The organism is Streptomyces sp. MMG1533 (assembly GCF_001279775.1).
GTDB lineage: Bacteria > Actinomycetota > Actinomycetes > Streptomycetales > Streptomycetaceae > Streptomyces.
In genome coordinates this window covers 1-24206 of sequence record NZ_LGDG01000282.1, presented here as the reverse complement: position 1 = coordinate 24206, position 24206 = coordinate 1, and the positions used below count along the sequence as shown (strand labels likewise).

Annotated in this window: 23 protein-coding genes and 1 pseudogene; 11 read left to right on the top strand and 13 right to left on the bottom strand. The window is 71.1% G+C overall.

Translation table 11 applies throughout. The annotated features are described in order from the left end of the window. Positions 1-27: 27 nt before the first annotated feature. The 4 genes from ilvD to ADK57_RS44080 all read right to left on the bottom strand — a co-directional run bounded on the left by ilvD (position 28) and on the right by ADK57_RS44080 (position 4526). Positions 28-1881, bottom strand: coding sequence for a dihydroxy-acid dehydratase (gene ilvD / locus ADK57_RS44095; protein ID WP_053755404.1), 1854 nt, complete (start codon positions 1879-1881; stop codon positions 28-30). A gap of 139 nt (positions 1882-2020) precedes the next feature. Beyond that, a complete protein-coding gene (locus ADK57_RS44090; protein WP_053755403.1) occupies positions 2021-2626 on the bottom strand; it encodes a TetR/AcrR family transcriptional regulator in 606 nt (201 codons plus the stop codon). After that, the gene (locus ADK57_RS44085) at positions 2623-3447 is read right to left on the bottom strand and encodes a sugar phosphate isomerase/epimerase family protein (RefSeq protein ID WP_053755402.1); all 825 of its coding nucleotides are present in this window, start codon (positions 3445-3447) and stop codon (positions 2623-2625) included. The genes ADK57_RS44090 and ADK57_RS44085 overlap by 4 nt, the downstream gene beginning before the upstream one ends. Before the next feature lie 146 nt (positions 3448-3593). Beyond that, positions 3594-4526, bottom strand: a complete 933-nt coding sequence (locus ADK57_RS44080) for a Ppx/GppA phosphatase family protein (RefSeq protein ID WP_053755401.1) — start codon at positions 4524-4526, stop codon at positions 3594-3596. A gap of 95 nt (positions 4527-4621) precedes the next feature. Between ADK57_RS44080 and ADK57_RS44075 the strand changes: the two genes are divergently transcribed. After that, entirely contained in the window at positions 4622-5470 is an 849-nt protein-coding gene (locus ADK57_RS44075) for a hypothetical protein (protein ID WP_053755400.1), read from the top strand. A gap of 22 nt (positions 5471-5492) precedes the next feature. On the opposite strand, the gene ADK57_RS44070 is transcribed toward ADK57_RS44075, so the two are convergent. After that, entirely contained in the window at positions 5493-7187 is a 1695-nt protein-coding gene (locus ADK57_RS44070) for a BACON domain-containing protein (RefSeq protein ID WP_420711977.1), read from the bottom strand. 231 nt (positions 7188-7418) lie between these two features. Here ADK57_RS44070 and radA point away from each other — a divergent pair, with 231 nt between their 5' ends. Together radA and disA are read left to right on the top strand one after the other, a co-directional pair. Continuing rightward, the gene (gene radA, locus ADK57_RS44065; RefSeq protein ID WP_053755398.1) at positions 7419-8828 is read left to right on the top strand and encodes a DNA repair protein RadA; all 1410 of its coding nucleotides are present in this window, start codon (positions 7419-7421) and stop codon (positions 8826-8828) included. Between the two features lie 81 nt (positions 8829-8909). After that, positions 8910-10034 (top strand): DNA integrity scanning diadenylate cyclase DisA, encoded by a 1125-nt coding sequence (gene disA / locus ADK57_RS44060; protein WP_053755397.1) that lies wholly within the window; start codon positions 8910-8912, stop codon positions 10032-10034. An 82-nt stretch (positions 10035-10116) separates the two neighbouring features. Here the strand turns inward: disA and ADK57_RS44055 are convergent, their stop codons facing one another. Beyond that, complete coding sequence (locus ADK57_RS44055) at positions 10117-10953, bottom strand: hypothetical protein (protein ID WP_078973673.1); 837 nt, start codon at positions 10951-10953, stop codon at positions 10117-10119. A gap of 174 nt (positions 10954-11127) precedes the next feature. On the opposite strand from ADK57_RS44055, the gene ADK57_RS44050 reads away from it, so the two are divergent. Continuing rightward, positions 11128-11772, top strand: a complete 645-nt coding sequence (locus tag ADK57_RS44050; protein WP_199830809.1) for a phosphatase PAP2 family protein — start codon at positions 11128-11130, stop codon at positions 11770-11772. 3 nt (positions 11773-11775) lie between these two features. On the opposite strand, the gene ADK57_RS44045 is transcribed toward ADK57_RS44050, so the two are convergent. Together ADK57_RS44045 and ADK57_RS44040 are read right to left on the bottom strand one after the other, a co-directional pair. Continuing rightward, positions 11776-12435: a response regulator gene (locus tag ADK57_RS44045; protein WP_053755394.1), complete on the bottom strand. Its 660-nt coding sequence runs from the start codon at positions 12433-12435 to the stop codon at positions 11776-11778. Continuing rightward, complete coding sequence (locus tag ADK57_RS44040) at positions 12432-13988, bottom strand: sensor histidine kinase (RefSeq protein ID WP_053755393.1); 1557 nt, start codon at positions 13986-13988, stop codon at positions 12432-12434. The genes ADK57_RS44045 and ADK57_RS44040 overlap by 4 nt, the downstream gene beginning before the upstream one ends. 118 nt (positions 13989-14106) lie before the next feature. Here ADK57_RS44040 and ADK57_RS44035 point away from each other — a divergent pair, with 118 nt between their 5' ends. The 5 genes from ADK57_RS44035 to cseC all read left to right on the top strand — a co-directional run bounded on the left by ADK57_RS44035 (position 14107) and on the right by cseC (position 18650). After that, positions 14107-15036 carry an A/G-specific adenine glycosylase gene (locus ADK57_RS44035; RefSeq protein WP_053755392.1) on the top strand — a complete coding sequence of 310 codons (930 nt, stop codon included), beginning with the start codon at positions 14107-14109 and terminating at the stop codon, positions 15034-15036. A gap of 225 nt (positions 15037-15261) precedes the next feature. Then, positions 15262-15801, top strand: coding sequence for a SigE family RNA polymerase sigma factor (locus tag ADK57_RS44030; RefSeq protein WP_053755415.1), 540 nt, complete (start codon positions 15262-15264; stop codon positions 15799-15801). Between the two features lie 59 nt (positions 15802-15860). Beyond that, the gene (locus ADK57_RS44025; protein ID WP_053755414.1) at positions 15861-16505 is read left to right on the top strand and encodes a hypothetical protein; all 645 of its coding nucleotides are present in this window, start codon (positions 15861-15863) and stop codon (positions 16503-16505) included. A gap of 94 nt (positions 16506-16599) precedes the next feature. Further along, positions 16600-17307, top strand: coding sequence for a two-component system response regulator CseB (gene cseB, locus ADK57_RS44020; protein ID WP_053755391.1), 708 nt, complete (start codon positions 16600-16602; stop codon positions 17305-17307). An 8-nt stretch (positions 17308-17315) separates the two neighbouring features. Continuing rightward, a complete protein-coding gene (gene cseC, locus ADK57_RS44015; protein WP_053755390.1) occupies positions 17316-18650 on the top strand; it encodes a two-component system sensor histidine kinase CseC in 1335 nt (444 codons plus the stop codon). A gap of 25 nt (positions 18651-18675) precedes the next feature. Here cseC and ADK57_RS44010 read toward each other — a convergent pair whose 3' ends face one another. The 3 genes from ADK57_RS44010 to ADK57_RS44000 form a co-directional block, all read right to left on the bottom strand. Further along, positions 18676-19122, bottom strand: a complete 447-nt coding sequence (locus tag ADK57_RS44010; RefSeq protein ID WP_053755389.1) for a VOC family protein — start codon at positions 19120-19122, stop codon at positions 18676-18678. 62 nt (positions 19123-19184) lie between these two features. Next, a complete protein-coding gene (locus ADK57_RS44005) occupies positions 19185-19616 on the bottom strand; it encodes a helix-turn-helix transcriptional regulator (RefSeq protein WP_053755388.1) in 432 nt (143 codons plus the stop codon). 104 nt (positions 19617-19720) lie between these two features. Further along, positions 19721-21298, bottom strand: coding sequence for an MDR family MFS transporter (locus ADK57_RS44000; RefSeq protein ID WP_053755387.1), 1578 nt, complete (start codon positions 21296-21298; stop codon positions 19721-19723). A 135-nt stretch (positions 21299-21433) separates the two neighbouring features. Between ADK57_RS44000 and ADK57_RS43995 the strand changes: the two genes are divergently transcribed. Continuing rightward, positions 21434-22042, top strand: coding sequence for a TetR/AcrR family transcriptional regulator (locus ADK57_RS43995; protein ID WP_053755386.1), 609 nt, complete (start codon positions 21434-21436; stop codon positions 22040-22042). 17 nt (positions 22043-22059) lie between these two features. Here the strand turns inward: ADK57_RS43995 and ADK57_RS43990 are convergent, their stop codons facing one another. Next, entirely contained in the window at positions 22060-22665 is a 606-nt protein-coding gene (locus ADK57_RS43990; RefSeq protein WP_053755385.1) for a M23 family metallopeptidase, read from the bottom strand. Positions 22666-23126: 461 nt separating this feature from the next. Between ADK57_RS43990 and ADK57_RS43985 the strand changes: the two genes are divergently transcribed. Further along, complete coding sequence (locus ADK57_RS43985) at positions 23127-23756, top strand: HAD family acid phosphatase (RefSeq protein WP_053755384.1); 630 nt, start codon at positions 23127-23129, stop codon at positions 23754-23756. 165 nt (positions 23757-23921) lie between these two features. Here ADK57_RS43985 and ADK57_RS43980 read toward each other — a convergent pair. Then, positions 23922-24206: pseudogene (locus ADK57_RS43980) on the bottom strand (NDP-hexose 4-ketoreductase); the annotation flags it as partial.

Here is a 24206-nt window from a genome sequence, read left to right as displayed (position 1 = left end):
GAAGAGACGGCCCCCGCAAACAAGCCCTCAGCCCAGCATGCTGACGTCCCGCACCGCGCCCTTGTCCGCGCTCGTGGCCATCGCGGCGTACGCCCGCAGCGCGGCCGACACCTTGCGCTCGCGGTTCTTCGGGGCGTAGACGCCGCCCAAGGCCTGCTCACGCCGAGACAGTTCGGTCTCGTCCACCAGGAGCTCGATCGTGCGGCCCGGGATGTCGATGCGGATGCGGTCGCCGTCCTCGACGAGGGCGATCGTGCCGCCGGACGCCGCCTCCGGCGACGCGTGACCGATCGACAGGCCCGAGGTACCGCCGGAGAAGCGGCCGTCGGTGATCAGGGCGCAGGTCTTGCCGAGGCCGCGGCCCTTGAGGAAGGACGTCGGGTAGAGCATCTCCTGCATGCCGGGGCCGCCCTTGGGGCCCTCGTAGCGGATGACGACGACGTCGCCGTCGGTCACCTGCTTGTTGAGGATCTTCTCGACGGCCTCTTCCTGCGACTCGCAGACGACCGCCGGGCCCTCGAAGGTCCAGATCGACTCGTCGACGCCAGCCGTCTTGACCACGCAGCCGTCCACGGCCAGGTTGCCCTTGAGGACCGCCAGGCCGCCGTCCTTCGAGTACGCGTGCTCGGCGCTGCGGATGCAGCCGCCCTCGGCGTCCTCGTCCAGGGCCTCCCAGCGCTCGGACTGGGAGAAGGCCTCGGCGGAACGGACGCAGCCGGGGGCCGCGTGCCACAGTTCCAGGGCCTCGGGGGACGGGGAGCCCCCGCGGACGTCCCAGGTCTTCAGCCAGTCCGACAGGGACGGGCTGTGGACCGAGTGCACGTCCTCCCTCAGCAGGCCCGCGCGGTGCAGTTCGCCGAGGAGGGCGGGGATGCCGCCGGCGCGGTGCACGTCCTCCATGTAGTACGTGCGGTTCTTCGCGACGTTCGGGGCGACCTTGGCGAGGCAGGGCACCCGGCGCGAGACCTCGTTGATCTCCTCCAGGCCGAACGGGACACCCGCCTCCTGGGCCGCCGCCAGCAGGTGCAGGATCGTGTTGGTCGAGCCGCCCATGGCGATGTCCAGGGCCATCGCGTTCTCGAAGGCCGCGACGGTGGCGATGTTGCGGGGCAGGACCGTCTCGTCGTCCTGCTCGTAGTAGCGCTTGGTGATGTCCATGACCGTGCGCGCGGCGTCGACGTACAGCTGCTTGCGGGCCGTGTGCGTGGCCAGGACCGAGCCGTTGCCGGGGAGCGAGAGGCCGATGGCCTCGGTGAGGCAGTTCATCGAGTTGGCGGTGAACATGCCGGAACAGCTGCCGCAGGTCGGGCAGGCGTTCTCCTCGATACGGAGGATGTCCTCGTCCGAGATCTTTTCGTTCACGGCCTCGGACATCGCGTCGACCAGGTCGAGCGTGCGGACCGTGCCGTCGACGAGGGTGGCGCGGCCGGACTCCATCGGGCCGCCGGAGACGAAGACCGTCGGGATGTTCAGCCGCAGGGCCGCGTTGAGCATGCCCGGAGTGATCTTGTCGCAGTTGGAGATGCAGACCAGGGCGTCGGCGCAGTGCGCCTCGACCATGTACTCCACGCTGTCCGCGATCAGGTCGCGGGAGGGGAGGCTGTAGAGCATTCCTCCGTGGCCCATCGCGATGCCGTCGTCCACCGCGATCGTGTTGAACTCGCGCGGGATGCCGCCGGCCGCCGTGATGGCTTCGCTGACGATCCGGCCGACCGGCTGCAGGTGGGTGTGGCCCGGCACGAACTCCGTGAAGCTGTTGGCGACCGCGATGATCGGCTTGCGGCCGATGTCCGCACCGGGTACACCGGAGGCGCGCATAAGGGCGCGGGCGCCCGCCATGTTGCGGCCGTGGGTGACTGTGCGGGACCTCAGCTCGGGCATCGTCGCTCGCTCCTTCGGGACTGCAGAGACTGCGATCAGAGACTTCTGACTGCTAACGAGCCTACGCCGGTCGTCCAGGGGGCGGACGGCCTGTCCGGAATGCGGGATGCACGTCTCACCTTTGCCGGGGGCACGGTCACTAGGGGTTGGTCAGATGCCCCTGCACCACCGGCGCCAGCCGCGCGATGATGTCCTCCACGTCCGCCGACGCCAGCGGCTCCACCTTGATCACATACCGGAGCATGGCGGTGCCGACCAGCTGCGCGGCCGCCAGCTCGGCGCGCAGTTCCGCGTCGGGGGCCTCGAGCTCGCCCGCGATGCGGCGCAGCAGCTGTACGGAGACCAGGCGGCGGAAGACGGTGGCCGCGATGTCGTTGTTCACCGCCGAACGGACGATCGCGAGCAGCGGCGTCCGGGTCACCGGGTTCTCCCAGAGACCGAACATCATGCGGGTCAGACGCTCTCCGACGGTGTCCACGGGGCCGTCGAGGACCACGTCACGCACCCTGAGGACAGGAGCGATGGCGACCTCGATGGCCGCCTCGAAGACCTGCTCCTTGGTGCCGAAGTAGTGGTGGACCAGGGCCGAGTCGACGCCGGCCGCCTTGGCGATGCCGCGTACGGACGTCCGCTCGTAGCCCCGCTCGGAGAACTCCTCGCGGGCCACGGCCAGGATGCGGTCGCGGGTGTCGGCCGATTCCGTACGACGGCGGCGGCCCCGCTTGCGTGCGGTGACGTCGCTCACGGGCGGGGCACCTTCGCCGCCGAGGCCAGGTGCAGCCGCGTGAAGGCCAGGGCCTCGGCGAGGTCGGCCTCACGTTCGGCGCTGGACATGGCCCGCCGGGTGTTGACCTCGATGACGACATGGCCGTCGAAGCCGGTCAGAGCCAGACGTTCCAGCACCTCGGCGCAGGGCTGGTTGCCGCGGCCCGGGACGAGGTGCTCGTCCTTCGCCGAACCCCGGCCGTCCGCGAGGTGGACGTGGCCGAGCCGGTCGGCCATGCGGTCGATCATCTGGATGGCGTCGGAACGGGCCGTGGCCGCATGACTGAGATCGATCGTGAAGTGACGGTAGTCCTCCTTCGTCACGTCCCAGTCGGGCGCGTAGGCGAGCATCTCGCGGTCGCGGTAGCGCCAGGGGTACATGTTCTCGACGGCGAACCGTACGTCCGTCTCGTTCGCCATGCGCCAGATCCCGGTGACGAAGTCACGGGCGTACTGGCGCTGCCAGCGGAAGGGCGGGTGCACGACGACCGTGCTCGCGCCGAGCTTCTCGGCGGCCGCCTGGGCGCGCTGGAGCTTGGTCCAGGGGTCGGTGGACCACACGCGCTGCGTGATGAGCAGGCAGGGGGCGTGCACCGCGAGGATCGGGATGCGGTGGTAGTCGCTGAGTCTGCGCAGCGCCTGGATGTCCTGGCTGACGGGGTCGGTCCACACCATGACCTCGACGCCGTCGTAACCGAGGCGCGCGGCGATCTCGAAGGCGGTCGCCGTCGACTCCGGATAGACGGAGGCCGTGGACAGGGCGACCTTCGCATCCGGGATGCGTACGACTGGCTCTGCCATGGGGGACAGATTACGGGGTGCGGTCGGGTGGGTGCGGGGTGCCTCTTCGCCGTTGTGTTGTTCGCCATAGGCGGGTGCGGGTGCGGGTGGCTTGTCCCACCCACGCGGCGAAGCCGCACACCGGACGGTCCCGCGCCTCCGACGCCCTATGCCGACCCCATGTGATCCAGTCTGCGCAGGATCACGCCCTCCCGCAGCGCCCACGGGCAGATCTCCGCGCTCTCCACGCCGAACAGGTCCATCGCCCCCTCGGCCACCAACGCGCCCGCGAGGAGCTGGCTCGCGCGGCCCTCGGAGACTCCGGGGAGGTCGGCCCGCTCGGCGGTCGTCATGCCGGCGAGCCGGGGAACCCAGGCCTCCAGGGACTCGCGCTTGAGTTCGCGCTGGACGTAGAGGCCCTCCGTGGAGCGGGCGGCGCCGGCCAGGCGGGCCAGTTGCTTGAAGGTCTTGGACGTGGCGACGACGTGGTCGGGGGCGCCGAGGCGGGTGAACTCGCCGACCGAGCGGGCGATCTGGGCGCGGACGTGCCGCCGCAGGGCCCTTATCGCCTCGGGGTCCGGGGGGTCGCCGGGGAGCCAGCCCGCGGTGAGGCGGCCCGCGCCGAGGGGCAGCGAGACGGCCGCGTCGGGCTCCTCGTCCATGCCGTACGCGATCTCCAGGGAGCCGCCGCCGATGTCGAGGACGAGCAGTTTGCCCGCGGACCAGCCGAACCAGCGGCGGGCGGCGAGGAAGGTGAGCCGGGCCTCCTCGGCGCCGGTGAGGACCTGGAGGTCGACACCGGTCTCGGCCTGCACGCGCGCGAGGACGTCGTCCGCGTTGCTGGCCTCGCGCACGGCGGAGGTCGCGAACGGCAGCACGTCCTCGACGCCCTTGTCCTCGGCGGCCTGGAGCGCGTCCTGGATGACCCCGACGAGTTTCTCGACCCCTTCGGGTCCGATGGCTCCGTCCCCGTCGAGGAGTTGGGCAAGGCGCAGCTCCGCCTTGTGCGAGTGCGCGGGCAGGGGGTGCGCGCCCGGGTGCGCGTCCACCACCAGCAGATGCACCGTGTTCGATCCCACGTCGAGGACACCGAGTCTCATGTACGGAACGCTACTGCCAGCCGAACCGTGCACTGCCCCCGGCGCCGCCCTCGGACCTGTCCCTGGACCGTCCTCGGGCGACTTACCCTGGACGGGTGCCAAAGACGAAAAAGGCGAAGAGTGACAAGACGGCCAAAACAGCCAAGGGTTCTTCGCAGGCGAAAGCACCGAAGAAGTCGAAGCAGGCCCCGGCAGGCGACGAGAAGGGGCTCGACTTCGCGCGCGCATGGGTGGAATTCCCTGATCCGGCGGACGACGAGCAGGTCTTCCGCTGCGATCTGACATGGCTGACCTCTCGGTGGAACTGCATCTTCGGCAGTGGCTGCCAGGGCATCCAGGCGGGCCGCGCGGACGACGGGTGCTGCACTCTGGGCGCCCACTTCTCCGACGAGGACGACGAGAAGCGGGTCGCCGGCCATGTGGCCAGGCTCACGCCGGATATCTGGCAGTACCACGACGAGGGCACGCGCAACGGCTGGGTCTCGGAGGACGAGGACGGCGACCGCCAGACCCGCCCTCACCAGGGCTCCTGCATCTTCCAGAACCGGCCGGGGTTCGCGGGCGGCGCGGGCTGCTCGCTGCACATCCTCGCCCTGAAGGAGGGCCGCGAGCCGCTGGAGACCAAGCCGGACGTCTGCTGGCAGCTGCCGGTGCGGCGGACGTACGACTGGATCGACCGGCCCGACGACACGCGCGTGCTCCAGGTGTCGATCGGTGAGTACGACCGCCGGGGCTGGGGCCCGGGCGGCCACGACCTGCACTGGTGGTGCACATCGGCGACCTCGGCGCACGGCGCGGGTGACCCGGTGTACGTCTCCTACCGGCCGGAGTTGGTCGAGCTGATGGGCAAGGCGGGCTACGACCGCCTGGTCGAGCTGTGCGAGGAGCGGCTGGCCTCGCAGCTGCCGCTGCTGGCGCCGCATCCGGCGGACCCCGTCGGCTGACAAAGCTTTGGGCCCTTACGGCCTACGACGTGGACGGACTCGGGCCGCCGCCGGGCGGTGGCTTCGAGTCCTCCGGGTCGGACGAGGCGGCGTCGGTGGGCGTGGGATCCGGCTCGGGCGAGGAGGGCGGGTCGCTCGGGGCGGGGTCCGAGGGTTCCGGGGTCGTCGGGGTCGGGTCGGGATCGGACGGGGGCAGGTCGCTGGGTCGGCCGGGACCGGGGGCCGGGGCGGAGGGGCTGGGTGCGGTGCCGTAGCCCTCGATGGAGACGATGGCGCCGGCCGGTGAGACCGCCACGCGCGCCGTCCAGTAGCCGGACGGCTCGCGCAGATGGTCGACGTACACCTTGATCGTCAACGATTCGCCCGGTTCGAGTGTTCCGGACGACCGGCTGAGGTAGAGCCAGGAGGCTCCGGTGTTCGCGGACCAGCGCACCGGCGCGGAACCGCTCGCGTCGAGGGTGATCAGCGTGGTGTCGCCGGTGTTGTCGGCGGTCACCTCCAGATGCCCGGCGCCCTTCTTGCCGGCGCCGGCGACGCTGATGACCGCCACGGACACGTCGGGCTTGTCGCCCTTGGTGAAGCGGCCGCCGGGGCGGGTGCTGGCGTTGCCGGCGTTCTCGTAGCCGCCGGTCGCCGACTCGCCGTCGAGGAAGTCGGGGCCGTGCGCCTCGCTGGCGCTGGCGGCACCGCCCGGACTCTCGCCGGTCGGGGCGCCCCGGTAGGCGGCCCAGAGGGCGAGCACGGGTGCGGCGACGACGGTGGCGACGACGGTCGTCGTGACGGCACGCGCGCGTAGGCGGTCCCTTCGGGCGGCCCGGTCCTTGGGGTCCATCGGGAAGCCGCGCCGGTCGAAGCGGGGCGCGGTGGCGCCCCGCGCGCGCGGGAGGTGCGCCATGGCGACGTGCAGGGCCGTGCGGGGTGCTTCCAGGACGGGCAGCTCGGCGGGGGTGACGGCGGCACCGGGCCAGCGGCCGGGGACCGCCCGCTCGGCCGTACGGCGACAGCGCGGGCAGTCGTCGACGTGCCGGACGAGCTCGCGGCGCACGGCGGCACTGAGCACCAGCTGGTTGTCACCGGTGAGCCGGGCCACGCCCGGGCAGCCGCCGGTCTCGACGACGGCGAGGGCCGCGCGCGTGCGCTCGACCTCGCAGGCGGCGGAGGCGAGCAGTTCGCGGGCGGCGGTCAGGTCCATGCCGAGGACGGCGGCGAGCTCGTGGGCGGCGAGATGGTGGCGCACGGCGAGTTCGAGCGCCTCGCGCTGCTCCGGGGTGGTGCCGGCGGCCTCCGGCCAGGCGAGCAGGGCCAGTTCGCGCCGGCGCTGCTCCTGCGTCTCCTCGGAGACCGGCGGGGTCGGGGAGGGGCGGCGCTCGACGCCGACGCGGCCCGCCGCGTGGGTGGCCTGACGTTTCTGCTTGGCCTCGGTCAGCTTGCGCAGACAGGCCCAGCGGGCCAGCGCGTACAGCCAGGCCCGGCGGTCGCCTGCCGCGTCCGGGCCGCGGCGCTTGTCGGCCAGGGCCAGGACGTCACCCAGGGCCTCGGTCGCGGTGTCGTGTTCGCACAGCACGGACAGGCAGTAGGTGAACAGGCCATCCAGATAGGGCTCGTAGCGCGCGGGCGGGCGCTGCGCCAGCGTGCGCGCCGCCGCGCGGTCGCGCCCCTCCCGGTGCGCCCGGTGTGCGCCGGTGGTGCGGGTCGAGGTCTGCGGACTGCTGCTCATCACCCGTGGACCGTAGGCGGCGGGAGTTGGGCCCTTAGGCACCCTTGAGCACATTTAATCCGTACGGGTGAAACGATCCCTCAATGGGGGACAGGAAGGACCCATTCCGTGGCTTGTTCCCGACGGCGGTGGCCGGTTCCAGAGGGTGCACGGCGAGGTGAGGGACGGGCGTCCGGGCCGCCTCCGTCGGCCGCGGGCCGGGTTGTCAGTGGCGGCGGTTACGGTTCGTGCATGGCTGCCCGTACGAAGTCCGCCAAGGAGCGCCCGTCCTACCGCTGCACCGAGTGCGGCTGGCAGACGGCCAAGTGGCTCGGCCGCTGCCCCGAATGCCAGGCCTGGGGGACGATCGAGGAGTACGGCGCGCCCGCGGTCCGTACGACGGCACCGGGCCGCGTCACCACCTCCGCCGTCCCCATCGGCCAGGTCGACGGCCGACAGGCCACGGCCCGCTCCACCGGCGTGCCCGAGCTGGACCGGGTGCTCGGCGGCGGTCTGGTGCCCGGCGCGGTGGTCCTGGTCGCGGGCGAGCCCGGCGTCGGCAAGTCGACGCTGCTGCTCGACGTGGCGGCCAAGTCGGCGAGCGACGAGCACCGCACTCTCTATGTGACCGGCGAGGAGTCGGCGAGCCAGGTCCGGCTGCGCGCCGACCGCATCAAGGCCATCGACGACCACCTGTATCTCGCCGCCGAGACCGACCTGGCCGCCGTGCTCGGCCACTTGGACGCGGTGAAGCCGTCCCTGCTGATCCTCGACTCCGTGCAGACGGTCGCCTCCCCGGAGATCGACGGCGCCCCCGGCGGCATGTCCCAGGTGCGCGAGGTCGCGGGCGCCCTGATCCGCGCCTCCAAGGAGCGCGGCATGTCCACCCTCCTTGTGGGCCATGTCACCAAGGACGGCGCGATCGCCGGCCCGCGCCTGCTGGAGCACCTCGTGGACGTCGTGCTGAGTTTCGAGGGCGACCGGCACGCGCGCCTGCGTCTCGTACGAGGCGTCAAGAACCGCTACGGCACCACGGACGAGGTCGGCTGCTTCGAGCTGCACGACGAGGGCATCACCGGCCTCGCCGACCCGAGCGGCCTGTTCCTGACCCGCCGGGCCGAGCCGGTGCCCGGCACCTGCCTGACCGTCACCCTGGAGGGCCGCCGCCCGCTGGTCGCCGAGGTCCAGGCGCTCACCGTCGACTCCCAGATCCCCTCCCCCAGGCGGACCACGTCCGGGCTGGAGACCTCCCGTGTCTCGATGATGCTGGCCGTCCTGGAACAGCGCGGCCGGATCAGCGCCCTGGGCAAACGGGACATCTACTCCGCGACGGTCGGCGGTGTGAAGTTGTCGGAGCCCGCCGCGGACCTCGCCATCGCCCTCGCCCTGGCGTCGGCGGCCAGCGACACCCCCCTGCCCAAGAACCTCGTCGCGATCGGCGAAGTCGGCCTCGCGGGCGAGGTCAGACGGGTCACGGGCGTGCAGCGCCGGCTCTCCGAAGCGCACCGTCTGGGCTTCACGCACGCGCTCGTTCCGGGCGATCCCGGCAAGGTCCCGCCCGGCATGAAGGTGCTGGAGGTAGCGGACATAGGGGACGCCTTGAGGGTCCTTCCGCGCTCGCGTCGGCGAGAGGCCCCACGGGACGAGGAGGACCGCCGGTAGACTTTGCCCAGGTCTCGCCCGTCCGTACGAACCAAGTGTGCGAAACGGGAGCGCCCCAGAACCTGCGACCGGAGGAGTGCAGTGGCAGCCAACGACCGGGCAGCAGCTCCCGGAAAGTCCGGCGGGAGTTCCGGTGCCGATGGCCTCATGCGCGCCTCACTGAGCGCCGTGGCACCCGGCACGGCCCTGCGCGACGGCCTTGAGCGGGTCCTGCGCGGCAACACCGGCGGCCTCATCCTGCTCGGCTCCGACAAGACCGTCGAATCGATGTGTACGGGCGGTTTCATCCTGGATGTCGAGTTCACGGCGACGCGACTGCGGGAGCTGTGCAAGCTCGACGGAGGCATCGTGCTGTCCTCCGACCTGTCGAAGATCCTCCGGGCGGGCGTCCAGCTGCTCCCCGACCCGACGATCCCGACGGAGGAGACGGGCACCCGGCACCGCACCGCGGACCGGGTGAGCAAGCAGGTCGGCTTCCCGGTCGTCTCGGTCTCCCAGTCGATGCGGCTGATCGCCCTGTACGTCGACGGGCAGCGCCGCGTCCTGGAGGACTCGGCGGCGATCCTGTCCCGTGCCAACCAGGCCCTGGCGACCCTGGAGCGCTACAAGCTCCGCCTCGACGAGGTCGCGGGCACGCTGTCCGCGCTGGAGATCGAGGACCTGGTGACCGTCCGGGACGTCTCGGCCGTGGCCCAGCGCCTGGAGATGGTCCGCCGCATCGCCACCGAGATCGCCGAGTACGTGGTCGAGCTCGGCACGGACGGGCGTCTCCTCGCGCTGCAGCTGGACGAGTTGATCGCAGGCGTCGAGCCCGAGCGTGAGCTGGTCGTCCGGGACTACGTCCCGGAGCCCACGGCCAAGCGCTCCCGCACGGTCGACGAGGCGCTGTACGAACTCGACGCGCTTTCTCACGCCGAGCTGTTGGAACTGTCCACGGTGGCACGGGCGTTGGGCTACACGGGGTCGCCGGAGGCGCTGGACTCGGCGGTGTCGCCGCGGGGCTTCCGGCTGCTGGCGAAGGTGCCGAGGCTTCCGGGCGCGATCATCGACCGGCTGGTGGACCACTTCGGCGGACTGCAGAAGCTGCTCGCCGCGAGCGTGGACGACCTGCAGACCGTGGACGGCGTGGGCGAGGCGCGGGCGCGGAGCGTGCGGGAGGGACTCTCAAGGCTGGCGGAGTCCTCGATCCTGGAGCGCTACGTATAGGTGCCGTCGCTTTGGACGGCACCTTGCGCTGACGGCTGTGCCCACCGCGGGGGAGCGGAACGACTGCCCACAGCCAGGCGTCCTAGTCGTTCTCCAGCACGAACGACGCCTGCACCGTCCCGTACCCCGGCGTCTTCGCCTCCACCAGGTACGTCCCGGCTCCGGCCGACCCCGCGGGAGGCGTCGCACACTGCGGAGCACTCGGCTTGCGGTCCCACTTCACGGTGTACGTGATGCTGCTGTCGGCAGCAGCACGGAAGACCAGACTGCCGGAGGCCTTGGGGCAGTCGGCGGAAGACCAGTAGGCGTCTTCGCTGCCCGCCTGAGTGATCGTCAACACCGCGTTCTTCGGACCGAGATCGACCTTGCAGTCGCCGGCGGAGGAGTTGGTCGCGGTCAGCAGCAGGGTGGGCGTCTGACCGGGCTCGTACGCGTTGTGGAGGCTGCGCACGGTCAACTTCACGGCGCTCGCGGTGCAGTTGGGCAGGGTGGAGCTCGCCGGGAGCGTGTCGCCCTGGCCGACCCCGGTGCCCGTACCGCCACCGGCCGTCCCGCCGACGGAGCCCTCCGACCCGCCGGAGCCACCCGAACCGGAGCCGGCGCCCGCGGCCGAACCGGAACCGTCCCCCGAGCCGTCTCCGGACCCGTCGTCCGAGCCGGAGTCACCGCCGCTCGACTCGTCCCGCCCGCCCGGCGCCTGACTGATCGCCGGTCCGGAGCCGGAGGGCCCCGGGGTGATCGTCGAAGGTGAGGGATTCTTGTCGTTGGATCCGTCGGCACCGTTGTTGCCGCCGCCGCCCGAGGAGACGATCCAGGCGATCAGCAGCGCCAACAGAGTCATCACAGACAGCAGTACGGCCCTCCGTCGCCAGTAGATGGAGGAGGGAAGCGGCCCGACCGGATTGCGCAGAGATCCCACGGCGCAAACTGTACGAGAGATCGGAGCCTTGGCCGGCCCCACCCGCCGCCCGGTCCACAACTTTTCCGGATCATCATCCCGGAACCGTCCGCTCCACCCCTGTCCTTCGTCAGGTGCGGCACCCGACGATCGCAAGCTGTGACGGTATCGGTCCGCCGCCTACCGTCCGTGACCATGGACTTCGAGGACACCGAGCTCTACCGCGACATCACCGATGCCGCCCACGACACCCCTGCGTGGGTACAACACACCGTCGAGACATGGACGGAGGCCGGGATCCTCCTCTTCGTCGTGCTGTTCGCGACGGCATGGTGGCGGGCCCGGCACGGCACCACCAAGGCGTTCGCGATCGCGTCCCTTGCACCTCTGGCCACGGCTGTGGCGTACCTCTGCAGCGAGGTGCTCAAGTCCGGCTTCACGGAGGAACGGCCGTGCCGCGCGGTCACCGACGCGGCTTCTTCCCTCGCCGCCTGCCCACCGCCCGGCGACTGGTCCTTCCCCAGCAATCACGCCACGATCGCGGGCGCCGCGGCCGTCACCCTGGCCCTGGTCCGGCGCACGGCCCTGAGGCTGACGGCCCCGCTGGCCCTCCTGATGGCCTTCTCCCGTGTCTTCGTCGGCGTGCACTACCCGCACGACGTGGCCGCGGGGCTGGCCCTCGGAGCGGTCGTCGCGTTCGCGGTCGTACGGCTGTGCAGTCGCCCTGCAACGCGCCTCGCGGGGGCGATGCGCGCACCCTCGGCGCCCGCCGCCGCACGGTGGTTCACCGGCCCGGGCCCCCGCCCCACCCAGGTCCCGTCGTACGACCTGCGCCACTGACCCTCACGACTCCACCAGGCCCGCCTCGTACGCCACGATCGCCGCCTGCACCCGGTTGCGCACCCCCAGCCGGTCGAGGACCGAGCTCACGTACGCCTTCACCGTGCCCTCGACGAGGTGCAGCCGGGCGGCGATCTCCGGGTTGGACAGTCCCGCGCCGACGAGGCCCAGCACCTCCCGCTCGCGCGGGCTGAGTTCCTGCACGCGCGCGCGTGCGGCGGCCTCGCGACCCAGTCGGCCGGCGCTTCCCCCGAGGCCGTCGACGACGTACCGCGCGACCTTCGGGGAGAGGAACGCGCCGCCGCCCGCCACCGCCCTTACGCCCGCGATCAGTTCGTACGGATCCCCGGACTTGAGCAGGAAACCGGTGACGCCGCCGCCGAGTGCGCGGGCCACGTAGGCCTGTTCGGAGAACGTGGTGAGCATGGCGACGGCCGTGCCGGGGACGGTCCGTACGATCTCCTCCGCCGCGGCGAGTCCGTCCAGGCGGGGCATGCGGATGTCGAGCAGGGCCACGTCCGGGCGGTGGGCGCGGGCCAGTTCGACCGCCTCGCGTCCGTCGCCCGCCTCGGCGACGACCTCCGTCTCCCCGCTGCTCCCCAGGATCGCCCGCACGCCCGCGCGGACCATCACCTCGTCGTCGGCCAGCAGTACGCGGATCACCGTACGAACTCCTCGTGTGCGTCCTCGGACAGGCCTGCCCTGGGGATCAGGTCCTTGGCGACCAGGCGTCCCCCGGTGTCGAAACACAGTCTGAAGTGGTCGACGGAGACCAGGAGTTCGCCGCTCGCCCGGTAGTAGCGGCAGTCGGTGTCCTTCGGGGGCGCCGGCGCCCGTTCGACGGGGGCGTCGCGGGCGGTGCGGTCCGGCAGCGCGGGCGCGAGCTCGGCAGCCGTGGAGCCCAGGCCGAGCCTCGCGTACGCGGCGGGCTCCAGGACCGAGTGCGTCTCCGTGTACGCGTACCAGGCGAAGGCCCCGCCGACCAGCACGACGCCCGCGCAGGCGGCGGCTCCGACGGCCACGGCGACACGGCGGCGGGCGCGGGTGAAGGGGGCCGAGGGGGCGGCGGTACGCGGCGGCCTCGGCGTCGATTGTTCGGGGACGTACGCCCGGACCCGGAAGCCTTCGCCGTGCGGGCCCGCCTCGAAGTCGCCGCCGGAGGCGGTGACCGCGGTGCGCAGTCCGAGCAGACCGGAGCCGCCGGCGGACGGGGAACTCTTCTGCGTGGCCCGCCCGTTGGTGATGGTGACGGTCGTGCCACCCGCCTCCCCCGCGGCCGCGACGGTCACCGGTGCGCCCGGCGCGTGCCGGGCCGCGTTGGTCAGCGCCTCGCGCACCACCCGGTGCAGGGTGCGTTCGGCGACCGAGCCCGGCTGTGCGGCCGTACCGCCCCCCGTCGGTTCCCAGCGCACCGGCAGCCCCGACTCGGCCGCACGGGCGACGAGCTGCTCGACGCTCTCGCCCGCCGGGGTCAGCGGCACCGGCTCGTCGTCCTCGCGCAGGACGCCGATGATGCGGTGCAGCCGGTCCGTGGCGTCGGCCGCGGCCGCGCGCAGGTCGGCCGCGGCGCCGCGGTGCCGTTCGGGGAGGTCGGGGGCGACCTGGAGGGCGCCCGCGCGCAGGGCGATCAGGCTCAGCTCGTGGCCGAGCGAGTCGTGCATGTCCTGGGCGATGCGGGCCCGTTCGCGCAGCCGCGCCCGCTCCTCGGCGCTGCGCTGCTCGTCCTCGAGGCGGGCGGCGCGCGTCCAGCCGGCCGCGGCCAGCTCACGGCTCTGGCGCCAGTAGCGGCCGCCGAGCCACGGGAAGACGCAGCCGAACAGCAGCGTGCCCGTCAGGACCACCCACTGCGCCGCCGGGTCGACCCCGACGAGCGCGACCTTCGCGGCGCCGACGCAGCCGACGGCGACGAACAGCACGGCCGCCGGGAGCACCCGGGCCGCGCGCAGGCCGAGCAACAGGGCGAGGACGCCGAGGGCCGGGCCGTAGGAGACGGTGAACAGGGCGGGCGCGGTGAGCAGGCTCAGTACGGCCATCAGTCCGAAGGCGGCAACAGGGTGCCGGCGGGCCGACGCGACCGCCGCGGCGAGCACGCCCAGGCCGGCGATCTGCGGCCAGAAGGCACGCGGTTCGTTCAGCCCGATGGCGTCCGCGGTGAGTGCGGGCAGCGCGAGGGCCGCCCACAGGAGGCAGGCGCGCCGGATACGAGGGCGTTCCATCCGCCCGACGCTACAAGCGACGGGCAGGGCGCGACTGCTGTCGATCGTCAGGTCCGGTGGCTCCCAGGGGTGGCGATACACCCGAGGCACCGCCCCCTCATGGCAGGATCGGAAGGCCATGACTGTGCCCACGAAGTCCCCGCACCCCATGAACAGCCCCGTCGGCGAAGCCCTCGGCGAGCCGCTCCACGCCCCTGTCATCGACTGGTTCGACGAGCACGCCCGCGACCTGCCCTGGCGGCGGCCCGAAGCCGGTCCGTGGGGGGTGATGGTCAGTGAGTTCATGCTGCAGCAGACGCCCGTGAACCGCGTCCTGCCCGTCTACGAGCAGTGGCTGGCCCGCTGGCCGCGCCCCGCCTCCCTGGCCGCGGAGGCCCCCGGCGAGGCCGTGCGCGCCTGGGGCCGGCTCGGCTATCCGCGCCGCGCCCTGCGCCTGCACGGGGCGGCGGTCGCCATAACGGAACGGCACGGCGGCGACGTACCGACGGGGCACGCGCAGTTGCTCGCGCTGCCCGGCATCGGGGAGTACACGGCCGCGGCCGTGGCGTCGTTCGCGTACGGGCAGCGGCACGCGGTGCTCGACACCAATGTCCGCCGGGTCTTCGCGCGGGCCGTGACCGGTGTGCAGTACCCGCCGAACGCCACCACCGCCGCCGAACGCAAGCTGGCCCGCTCGCTGTTGCCCGAGGACGAGGGGATCGCCGCCCGCTGGGCCGCCGCGTCCATGGAGCTCGGCGCGCTGGTGTGCACGGCCAGGAACGAGACGTGCCAGCGCTGCCCGATCGCCGCGCAGTGCGCCTGGCGGCTCGCGGGCAAGCCGGAGCACGACGGTCCGCCGCGCCGCGGACAGACGTACGCCGGTACCGACCGCCAGGTCCGCGGCAGGCTGCTGGCCGTACTGCGAGAGGCGCACGTTCCCGTCCCGCAGGCGGCGCTCGACCGGGTGTGGCACGAGCCGGTGCAGCGCGCCCGGGCGCTGGACGGTCTGGTCGCGGACGGTCTGGTGGAGCCACTCCCGGGTGGTTTGTATCGGCTGCCGTTGACGTAACCCCGAGACCCAATCGCCCCATACCGCCACCAGCAGGCACAACTCCCTTCCCCTCTCTCACTGCTGTTACACAACCGACGGACAGCCGATCGCTGTCCGAAGGCTGCTTCGGACAGCCCCGTGACAACGCCTCCGTAGCTTCATTTCCGTGCCCGACAGGCACCACAGGCAATGAATCCGACGGCGAACAGGCCGGTCGGGAACGGGGAGCGGGAGGCGGTCATCATGGCGCAGGGCGAGGTGCTCGAGTTCGAGGAGTACGTACGTACCCGGCAGGACGCGCTGCTGCGCAGCGCCCGCCGACTGGTCCCGGACCCGGTCGACGCTCAGGACCTGCTCCAGACGGCGCTCGTGCGGACGTACGGCCGCTGGGACGGCATCGCGGACAAGCGGCTCGCCGACGCCTACCTGCGCCGGGTGATGATCAACACGCGTACCGAGTGGTGGCGGGCCCGCAAGCTGGAGGAGGTCCCGACCGAGCAGCTCCCGGACGCCTCCGTCGACGACGCCACCGAGCAGCACGCGGACCGCGCGCTGCTGATGGACGTCATGAAGGTGCTCGCCCCCAAGCAGCGCAGCGTCGTCGTGCTGCGACACTGGGAGCAGATGTCCACGGAGGAGACGGCCGCCGCACTCGGTATGTCGGCCGGAACGGTCAAGAGCACGCTGCACCGGGCGCTCGCCCGGCTCCGCGAGGAGCTGGAGAGCCGCGACCTGGACGCACGCGCGCTGGAGCGTGAGGAGCGGGAGCGTTGCGCGGCCTAGGCACGACGGCCGGTGGCATCGGGCGCGAGGCCGGTGGGGGCTGCGACGGCGGTGAACCCCTGCGGCCCGAATCCGTACCACCGGCGCGGGGGACCTTCCAGGCGGCGATCACGGCAGTGGCCGTGCTCGCCGCCCTCACCCTTTTCGTGTCCGCCTGCGGCACCGGCGGCACCGGTGCCCGTGACGAGGGCCCGGCCCGCACCGACTCGGTGGCGGGCGTGGCCTCCTCGCCCTCGCCCGCTTCCTCCGCGACGGCCGCGCGTGTGGACGCGGTGCGGCTCGTCAAGGACGATCCGAAGGTCTCCGCGGACGTCAAGCGCGGGCTGAAGCCGTGCGCGGGCGACCAGTACCCCGTCGACGTGTCGTACGGCAACCTGACCTCAGGACCGTCCGACGACGTCGTCGTCAACGTGCTGACCTGCGGTGACGCGGTCGGAATCGGCTCGTACGTGTATCACGAAGAGGGCGGTTCCTACCATCATGTCTTCGGGGCCGAGGAGCCCCCGCTCTACGCGGAGATCGACCGCGGCGCCCTGGTGGTGACCCGGCAGGTGTACGCGAAGAGCGACCCGGTGTCGAGCCCGTCCGCCGAGGAGGTCAGCACGTACGTCTGGAGCGCGGACCACTTCGTCCGGAAGTACACGACACGCACGGAGTACAGCAACGCCGTCGGTGGCGATGCCACGCCGGTTCCGGACAACTGAGCCGCCCGTCGAAGACGGTGTGAACCGATCGGGGTGCCTGAACCGATCACCTGGTAGCGAGACGACACAAGGACCGAGAGCAGAGAGCGACCGGATGGCAGACCAGACCCACGTTCTGTTCGTCGAGGACGACGACGTCATCCGCGAGGCCACCCAGCTCGCCCTGGAGCGGGACGGCTTCGCGGTCACGGCCATGCCCGACGGGCTGTCGGGCCTGGAGGCGTTCCGCGCGGACCGCCCCGACATCGCCCTGCTGGACGTCATGGTCCCGGGCCTCGACGGGGTGTCGCTGTGCCGCCGCATCCGTGACGAGTCGACCGTCCCGGTGATCATGCTGTCCGCGCGCGCCGACTCGATCGACGTCGTGCTGGGCCTGGAGGCGGGCGCCGACGACTACGTGACCAAGCCCTTCGACGGCGCGGTCCTGGTCGCCCGGATACGCGCGGTGCTGCGCCGCTTCGGACACGCGAGCGGCGGCGACCGTGCGGACGACTCCGGCGCCCCGGCGACCGGCGGCGGACTGCTGACCTTCGGCGAACTGGAGATCGACACCGAGGGCATGGAGGTGCGCCGGTCCGGAGAGCCGGTGGCGCTCACCCCCACCGAGATGCGGCTCCTCCTCGAGTTCTCCTCCGCGCCGGGCACGGTGCTCTCGCGCGACAAACTCCTGGAGCGGGTGTGGGACTACGGCTGGGGCGGTGACACGCGGGTCGTCGACGTCCATGTGCAGCGCCTGCGTACGAAGATCGGCCAGGACCGGATCGAGACGGTCCGCGGCTTCGGCTACAAGTTGAAGGCCTGAGCAGGGGTATGCGGGGGAACCTTCGACGCCCGGGCAACACGATTCCGGGCATTCGTACGGGACTGAGATGGAAGCTGAGCGCGGCCATCGCGCTGGTCGGCGCCCTGGTGGCGATCACGCTCAGCCTCGTCGTGCACAACGCGGCCCGGGTCTCGATGCTGGACAACGCGCGCGACCTGGCCGACGAGCGCGTCCAGATCGCGCAGCGCAACTACGAGGTGGCCCAGCGGCCGAACTTCCCCAACATCAAGATCGACGACCCGGACCTGCCGGCGTCCCTGCGGATGAAGGTCGAGCAGGGGCGCCGGGCCACCTTCGTCTCGGACCGGCCGAACGGCGTACCGGACATCTGGGCCGCCGTGCCGGTCAAGGGCGGGCATGTGCTGTCGCTGCACACCGGGTTCACCGACCGCAGCACGGACATCCTCAACGACCTCGACCAGGCCCTGGTGATCGGCTCCATCGCGGTCGTCTTCGGCGGCAGCGCGCTCGGCGTGCTCATCGGCGGACAGTTGTCGCGCCGGCTGCGCAAGGCGGCCGCCGCGGCGAACCAGGTCGCGGGCGGCGAGTCGGACGTGCGGGTGCGGGACGCCATCGGCGGGGTCGTACGGGACGAGACCGACGACCTGGCGAGCGCGGTGGACGCGATGGCGGACGCGTTGCAGCAGCGGCTGGACGCTGAGCGCCGGGTCACCGCCGACATCGCGCACGAGCTGCGCACCCCGGTGACCGGGCTGCTCACGGCCGCCGAACTGCTGCCGCCCGGCCGCCCCACGGAACTGGTCCTCGACCGGGCCAAGGCCATGCGCACGCTCGTCGAGGACGTACTGGAGGTGGCCCGCCTCGACGGTGCCTCCGAGCGGGCCGAGCTGCAGGACATCATGCTGGGCGAGTTCGTCAGCCGGCGGGTGGCGGCGAAGGACCCCGCGATCGAGGTCCGCGTGGTGCACGAGTCCGAGGTCACGACCGACCCGCGGCGCCTGGAGCGCGTGCTGTTCAACCTGCTCGCCAACGCCGCCCGGCACGGCAAGCCGCCGATCGAGGTCAGCGTCGAGGGCCGGGTCATCCGGGTCCGCGACCACGGCCCCGGCTTCCCGGAGGACCTCCTCGCCGAGGGCCCGAGCCGCTTCCGCACCGGCAGCACCGACCGGGCCGGCCACGGCCACGGCCTGGGCCTGACCATCGCGGCCGGGCAGGCCAGGGTGCTCGGCGCCCGCCTGACCTTCCGCAACGTACGGCCGGCGGGCGCGCCGGAGGAGGTTCCGGCGGAGGGGGCGGTGGCGGTGCTGTGGCTGCCGGAGCACGCGCCGACGAACACGGGGAGCTATCCGATGCTGCCGTGATCCTCGCGGCAGGGCTTCCGCCCGCTCAGCCGGACCAGTCCTGGTCCATGTCGAGTCCGCCCTCACGGGGCTGTGTGAAGGAGAACCAGTTCCCGGAGTCGTCGCGGAAGAGCGCCTCCGTGCCGTAGGGGCGCTCCTGCGGCTCCTGCAGGAACTCCACGCCCCGGTCCTTGAGCTTCTTGTAGTCGCCGTGGATGTCGTCGGTGGTCAGCACGCCCGCGCCGAGCGCCCCCTTGGCCACGAGCTTCTTGATCATCTCGGCGGACTCGGGGTCCATCGCCGACGTGCCCGGCACCATCAGCGTGAGCTCCACGTCGGGCTGTTCCGGGGAACCGACGGTGAGCCAGCGCATCCCGCCCTCGCCCATCGTCATGTCCGTACGGACCTCCAGGCCCAACTTCTGTGTGTAGAACTCCTTGGCCCGGTCCTGGTCGAGTACCCAGACGGTCGAGATCTTGAGTCCCTTGATCACGGTGCGCTCCTGTCGGTGACGGTCGGTTCCGGCTGGTCCTCCCACCGTAGGCAAGGGTGCCGTCAGCCCGCTTCTCCGGAATTGCGCTGTGGGCGGCCCGGGCCGCTGCGGAACCCGCCCGCCCAGAGCATGGCGTAGCACCCGGGTATGAGAGCGGCCCCGCGGCCCACGTGCTTCGTCCGGTACTCGCTGGGCGTCAGCCCGGTCCATGCCTTGAACCGGGTCGAGAACGTGCCCAGGCTGCTGAAGCCCACCAGGTGGCAGATCTCGGTCACGGACAGGTTGGCGGTCCGCAGCAGATCCTCCGCCCGCTCGATACGGCGGTGGGTGAGGTACTGGCCGGGTGTCTCGCCGTACGCCTCGCGGAAGGCACGTATGAAGTGGTACCGCGAGTAGCCCGCCCGCGCGGCCACCGCCTCCAGGTCGAGCTCCGGGTCGGCCCAGTCACGGTCCATGGCGTCCTTCGCCAGCCGCAACTGCCGCAACTTGTCCATGGGCCGATGGTGACACGGGGGACTGACAACGCGTCGGGATCGGACCGGGCACGGCGAAGGCCCCCGGGGCGGACACCGTCCGGGGGCCTTCGGTCACTGTCGGGTCAGACGGCCTCGACCACCGGCGGCTTCGCCGGAGCGTCCTCCGTCGCTCCCTCGGCCTTCGGTCCCGCCCCCTTCAGCGGCACCTCCTTCACGAACCACGCCGCCACCATCGCGACCACCGCCACCGCGGCCCCCAGCAGGAACGCCGAGTGCGTGCCGGCCGACACCGCGTGCTTGTACGCATCGCTCACCGCGTCCGGCAGCTTCGCCAGGCTCGCCGCGTCCAGCTGCGCGGACTGCTCGGTCACCTTGGAGCCCAGCGCACCGGCCCGCTCGGACATGACGTCCTGGACGCGGTTGTTGAACAGGGCGCCCATGATCGCGACGCCGAACGAGGAGCCGAGGGTACGGAAGAGGGTGGTGGACGAGGACGCGACGCCCATGTCCTTCATCTCCACGCTGTTCTGCGCGACGAGCATGGTGATCTGCATCAGGCAGCCCATGCCGAGACCGACGACGGCCATGTACACACCGGACGTGAACCGCGAGGTGTCCGTGTCCATCAGGGACAGCAGGTACAGCCCGACGACCATCAGGACGCTGCCGACGATCGGGAAGACCTTGTACTTGCCGGTGTTCGTGGTGACCCGTCCCGCGACCATCGAGGTGACGAGCATCGCGCCGAGCATCGGCAGGAGCAGCAGCCCGGAGTTGGTCGCGGAGGCGCCCTGAACCGACTGCTGGTACAGCGGCAGGAAGAGGGTCGCGCCGAACATCACGAAGCCGGTGATGAAGCCGATGACCGACATCAGGGTGAAGTTGCGGCTGCGGAAGATGTGCAGCGGCACGACCGGCTCGGCGGCCCTGGTCTGCCAGAACACGAATCCGATGAGCGAGGCGACGCCGATCCCGATGAGCTCCATGATCCGCGCGGACGTCCAGGCGTACTCCGAGCCGCCCCAGGTGGTGACGAGCACGATGGCGGTGATGCCGACGGTCAGCAGCCCGGCGCCCAGGTAGTCGATCCTCGCCTGCGCCCGCTTCTTCGGCAGGTGAAGGACGACGCTGATCGCGGCGAGCGCGACCACACCGAGCGGCAGGTTGATGTAGAAGGACCAGCGCCAGCCCCAGTTGTCGGTGATGGTGCCGCCGACCAGCGGACCGCCGATCATCGCGAGCGCCATGACGCCGGCCATCATGCCCTGGTACTTGCCACGCTCCCGCGGCGGGATCAGATCACCGATGATCGCCATGACGCCGACCATCAGGCCACCGGCACCGAGGCCCTGAACGGCCCGGAACCCGATCAGTTCGCCCATGTTCTGGGCCATGCCGCTGAGCGCGGAGCCGATCAGGAAGATCACGATCGAGGTCATGAAGGCGCCCTTGCGCCCGTACATGTCGCCGAGCTTGCCCCACAGCGGGGTGGAGGCGGCGGTCGCCAGGGTGTACGCGGTGACGACCCACGAAAGGTGTTCGAGTCCGCCGAGCTCGCCGACGATCGTCGGCATCGCGGTGCCCACGATCATGTTGTCGAGCATCGCGAGCATCATCGTGATCATGAGCGCGAGCAGGACCACTCGGACGCTCTTCGGTTGTTTCTCGGGCTCGGTCTCGACCGTCTGCGTGTCCGCCATCGTTTCCCCACTCCCCTGGGTCTTACCCCGGCCGGCTACTTACTTGCCGCCCGGCTAGTTGACTACACTCGGGAAAGTAGACCCGCAACTAGCCGGGCGTCAAGTAAGTTCTTGGAAAGCACGAGGAGTGCGACGATGGGCGGCACCATGGACGGCACCAGGCAGCGGCGCCGCGGGAACACCCGCCAGCGCATCCAGGACATCGCGCTCGAACTCTTCGCCGAGCAGGGCTACGAGAAGACCTCGCTGCGCGAGATCGCCGAGCGCCTGGACGTCACCAAGGCTGCGCTCTACTACCACTTCAAGACCAAGGAAGAGATCCTCGTCAGCATCTTCGAGGACCTGGCGCAGCCGATCGAGGAGCTGATCGACTGGGGCAAGGGCCAGCCGCACACCCTGGAGACGAAGCAGGAGATCGTACGGCGCTACAGCGACGCCCTGGCCGGCGCCGCGCCCCTGTTCCGCTTCATGCAGGAGAACCAGGCCACCGTACGCGAACTGCGCATCGGCGAGACCTTCAAGACCCGCATGCTCGGCATGCGCGACATCCTCATCGACCCGGAAGCGGAGCTGGTCGACCAGGTCCGCTGCGTCAGTGCGATCTTCACGATGCACGCCGGGATGTTCGTCCTCCAGGACCTCGAAGGCGACCCCGAGGCCAAGCGCAAGGCGGTCCTCGAGGTCGCGACGGGCCTGGTGACGCAGGCCCATCAGGGCACCGGCGGGTCCTCCGCGAAGTCCTAGAACTCCGTCAGGAGTTGTCAGACCTTCACGCCCTTGGAGCGCAGGAACGCGACCGGGTCGATGGCCGACCCGTAGTTCGCGGTCGTACGGATCTCGAAGTGCAGGTGCGGGCCGCTGGAGTTGCCGGTGTTGCCGGACAGGGCGATGCGCTGACCGGTCTTGACGACCTGACCGACGTTCACCTGGATGCGCGAGAGGTGGGCGTACTGGGAGTACGTCCCGTTGCCGTGCTTGATGACGATGGCGTTGCCGTACGCGGGGCCGTCGCCGGCGCCGTTGCCGCCCGCCTTGACGACGGTGCCGCCGTGCGCGGCGACGACCTTGGTGCCGCTCGCCACGGCGAAGTCCTGCCCGCTGTGGGTGGACTGCCACATGCCGCCGGACTGGGCGAAGCTCGCGGACAGGGTGTACTTCGTCACCGGGTCGACCCAGGAGGCGGCCTTCTTGGCGGCGGCGGTCTTGGCGGTGGTCTTGGCGACGGCGACCGTGGTCGCGCCGGTGTCGGCGGCTGCCGCGACCCCGGCCCCCAGCACGACCGACACTCCAAGGCCGGTGGCCAGCACGGCCGCACGGGTGCGGAGGGCGGATATACGGGAAGAACGGGACGAGACGCGCGGGGACATCGAAAACCTCATGGGGACGGGGACGGAGAAACCGTCCGACGCACTGGCGTCCGCCGGACGGGGCATCCCTTGGTAACCCGCAGCCCCATAAAGCCCCAAAACAGTGATCTACGACTAAAGCTAGTACTTGACCCCAAAGCTTCCCGCTTATTGACAGAAGCGCCATCAGGGATGAATCCCGTCAAGACGGCAAACCTTGCACGGGAGTTCCCAACCAAAAGCCCGTTTTAGTCCTCTTTGACCGCATGGCGGTTTCCACTATTCCGCCTAGTAACGGACAAATCGCCTGTGCGGCATGTCACCGGGCCGCGAGATCCTCGATCTTTGAAACACCGCGTCATGTGACGCACGTCTCTGGCCACTTACCAACCAGTAACCCTACGGTTCCCCTCGCGCCACCCTCACCAACGAACATGCACCCGACAACTACAGAACGTCCGGACGTGAGAGGAACCCCCCACATGACACGACGACGCCCCTGGGCGCGCAGCGCAGCCGTCATCGCCGTCTCCGCAGCCGCCCTCGTGGCGCTGGCCGTCCCCGCCGAGGCCGCGACGACGACCACGAGCACCTCCACGACCGCCACCGCCGCCGCGGACGTCGACTACGCGACCTGGCAGCAGGACTGCCAGGCCCTGATGGACCAGGCCCTGCCCTACCTGAAGCAGCGAATAGCCAACACCAAGCCGGGCGAGAAGCAGGCCATCGTCTTCGACATCGACAACACCACCCTGGAGACCGACTTCGGCTTCAGCTACCCGCAGCCGGCCAACCAGCCGGTCCTGGACGTCGCCGAGTACGCCCAGGAGCACGGCGTCGCCCTGTTCTTCGTGACGGCACGGCCCGGGATCATCTACTCGGCGACCGACTACAACCTGGAGCACGTCGGCTACGAGGTCTCCGGCCTCTACGTCCGCAGCTTCACCGACCTGTTCAAGGACGTCGCCGCCTACAAGACCGCCCAGCGCGTCGACGTCGAGTCCAAGGGCTACACGATCATCGCGAACATCGGGAACAGCGCCACCGACCTCTCGGGCGGCCACGCCGAGAAGACGTACAAGCTGCCGGACTACGACGGCCAGCTCTCCTGATCCCCGCCGCACGGGCCCGCTCCTCGCAGGGCCCGGGCGGTCAACTCACGCTGCTGCCGGGCCCGGTGGCGGTGCTGAGGAACCGGCGCCGAACAAAAAGGGGCCGCCCCGGAACCGAAGTCCCGGGGCGGCCCCTTCTGGCGCGTACCTTCTGGCGGGTAAGGCTTACGCGTCCTTGCTCAGGTTGGGCCCAGCCCCACCGGCCGCCTGCTCGATCGGCGGGACGTCGGGCAGTGCCGACTTCTCCTCGCCCCTGAAGGTGAAGGTCTTGGTCTCGCCCTCGCCCTCGGTGTCCACGACCACGATGTGACCCGGACGCAGCTCACCGAAGAGGATCTTCTCGGAGAGGGTGTCCTCGATCTCGCGCTGGATGGTGCGGCGCAGCGGCCGCGCGCCGAGCACGGGGTCGTATCCCTTCTCCGCCAGTAGTTCCTTGGCGGGCTGGGAGAG

What these genes read in the sequence shown, in the direction of transcription:
- ADK57_RS44050 (WP_199830809.1), top strand. Translation starts at nt 11,128, where the DNA reads ATGGACTTCGAGGACACCGAGCTCTACCGCGACATCACCGATGCCGCC.
- cseB (WP_053755391.1), top strand. Translation starts at nt 16,600, where the DNA reads ATGGCAGACCAGACCCACGTTCTGTTCGTCGAGGACGACGACGTCATC.
- radA (WP_053755398.1), top strand. Translation starts at nt 7,419, where the DNA reads ATGGCTGCCCGTACGAAGTCCGCCAAGGAGCGCCCGTCCTACCGCTGC.
- ADK57_RS44080 (WP_053755401.1), bottom strand. Translation starts at nt 4,526, where the DNA reads ATGAGACTCGGTGTCCTCGACGTGGGATCGAACACGGTGCATCTGCTG.
- ADK57_RS43995 (WP_053755386.1), top strand. Translation starts at nt 21,434, where the DNA reads ATGGGCGGCACCATGGACGGCACCAGGCAGCGGCGCCGCGGGAACACC.
- ADK57_RS44030 (WP_053755415.1), top strand. Translation starts at nt 15,262, where the DNA reads ATGGCGCAGGGCGAGGTGCTCGAGTTCGAGGAGTACGTACGTACCCGG.
- ADK57_RS43990 (WP_053755385.1), bottom strand. Translation starts at nt 22,665, where the DNA reads ATGTCCCCGCGCGTCTCGTCCCGTTCTTCCCGTATATCCGCCCTCCGC.
- ilvD (WP_053755404.1), bottom strand. Translation starts at nt 1,881, where the DNA reads ATGCCCGAGCTGAGGTCCCGCACAGTCACCCACGGCCGCAACATGGCG.
- cseC (WP_053755390.1), top strand. Translation starts at nt 17,316, where the DNA reads ATGCGGGGGAACCTTCGACGCCCGGGCAACACGATTCCGGGCATTCGT.
- ADK57_RS44040 (WP_053755393.1), bottom strand. Translation starts at nt 13,988, where the DNA reads ATGGAACGCCCTCGTATCCGGCGCGCCTGCCTCCTGTGGGCGGCCCTC.
- ADK57_RS44085 (WP_053755402.1), bottom strand. Translation starts at nt 3,447, where the DNA reads ATGGCAGAGCCAGTCGTACGCATCCCGGATGCGAAGGTCGCCCTGTCC.
- ADK57_RS44070 (WP_420711977.1), bottom strand. Translation starts at nt 7,187, where the DNA reads ATGAGCAGCAGTCCGCAGACCTCGACCCGCACCACCGGCGCACACCGG.
- ADK57_RS44000 (WP_053755387.1), bottom strand. Translation starts at nt 21,298, where the DNA reads ATGGCGGACACGCAGACGGTCGAGACCGAGCCCGAGAAACAACCGAAG.
- ADK57_RS44005 (WP_053755388.1), bottom strand. Translation starts at nt 19,616, where the DNA reads ATGGACAAGTTGCGGCAGTTGCGGCTGGCGAAGGACGCCATGGACCGT.
- ADK57_RS44035 (WP_053755392.1), top strand. Translation starts at nt 14,107, where the DNA reads ATGACTGTGCCCACGAAGTCCCCGCACCCCATGAACAGCCCCGTCGGC.
- ADK57_RS43985 (WP_053755384.1), top strand. Translation starts at nt 23,127, where the DNA reads ATGACACGACGACGCCCCTGGGCGCGCAGCGCAGCCGTCATCGCCGTC.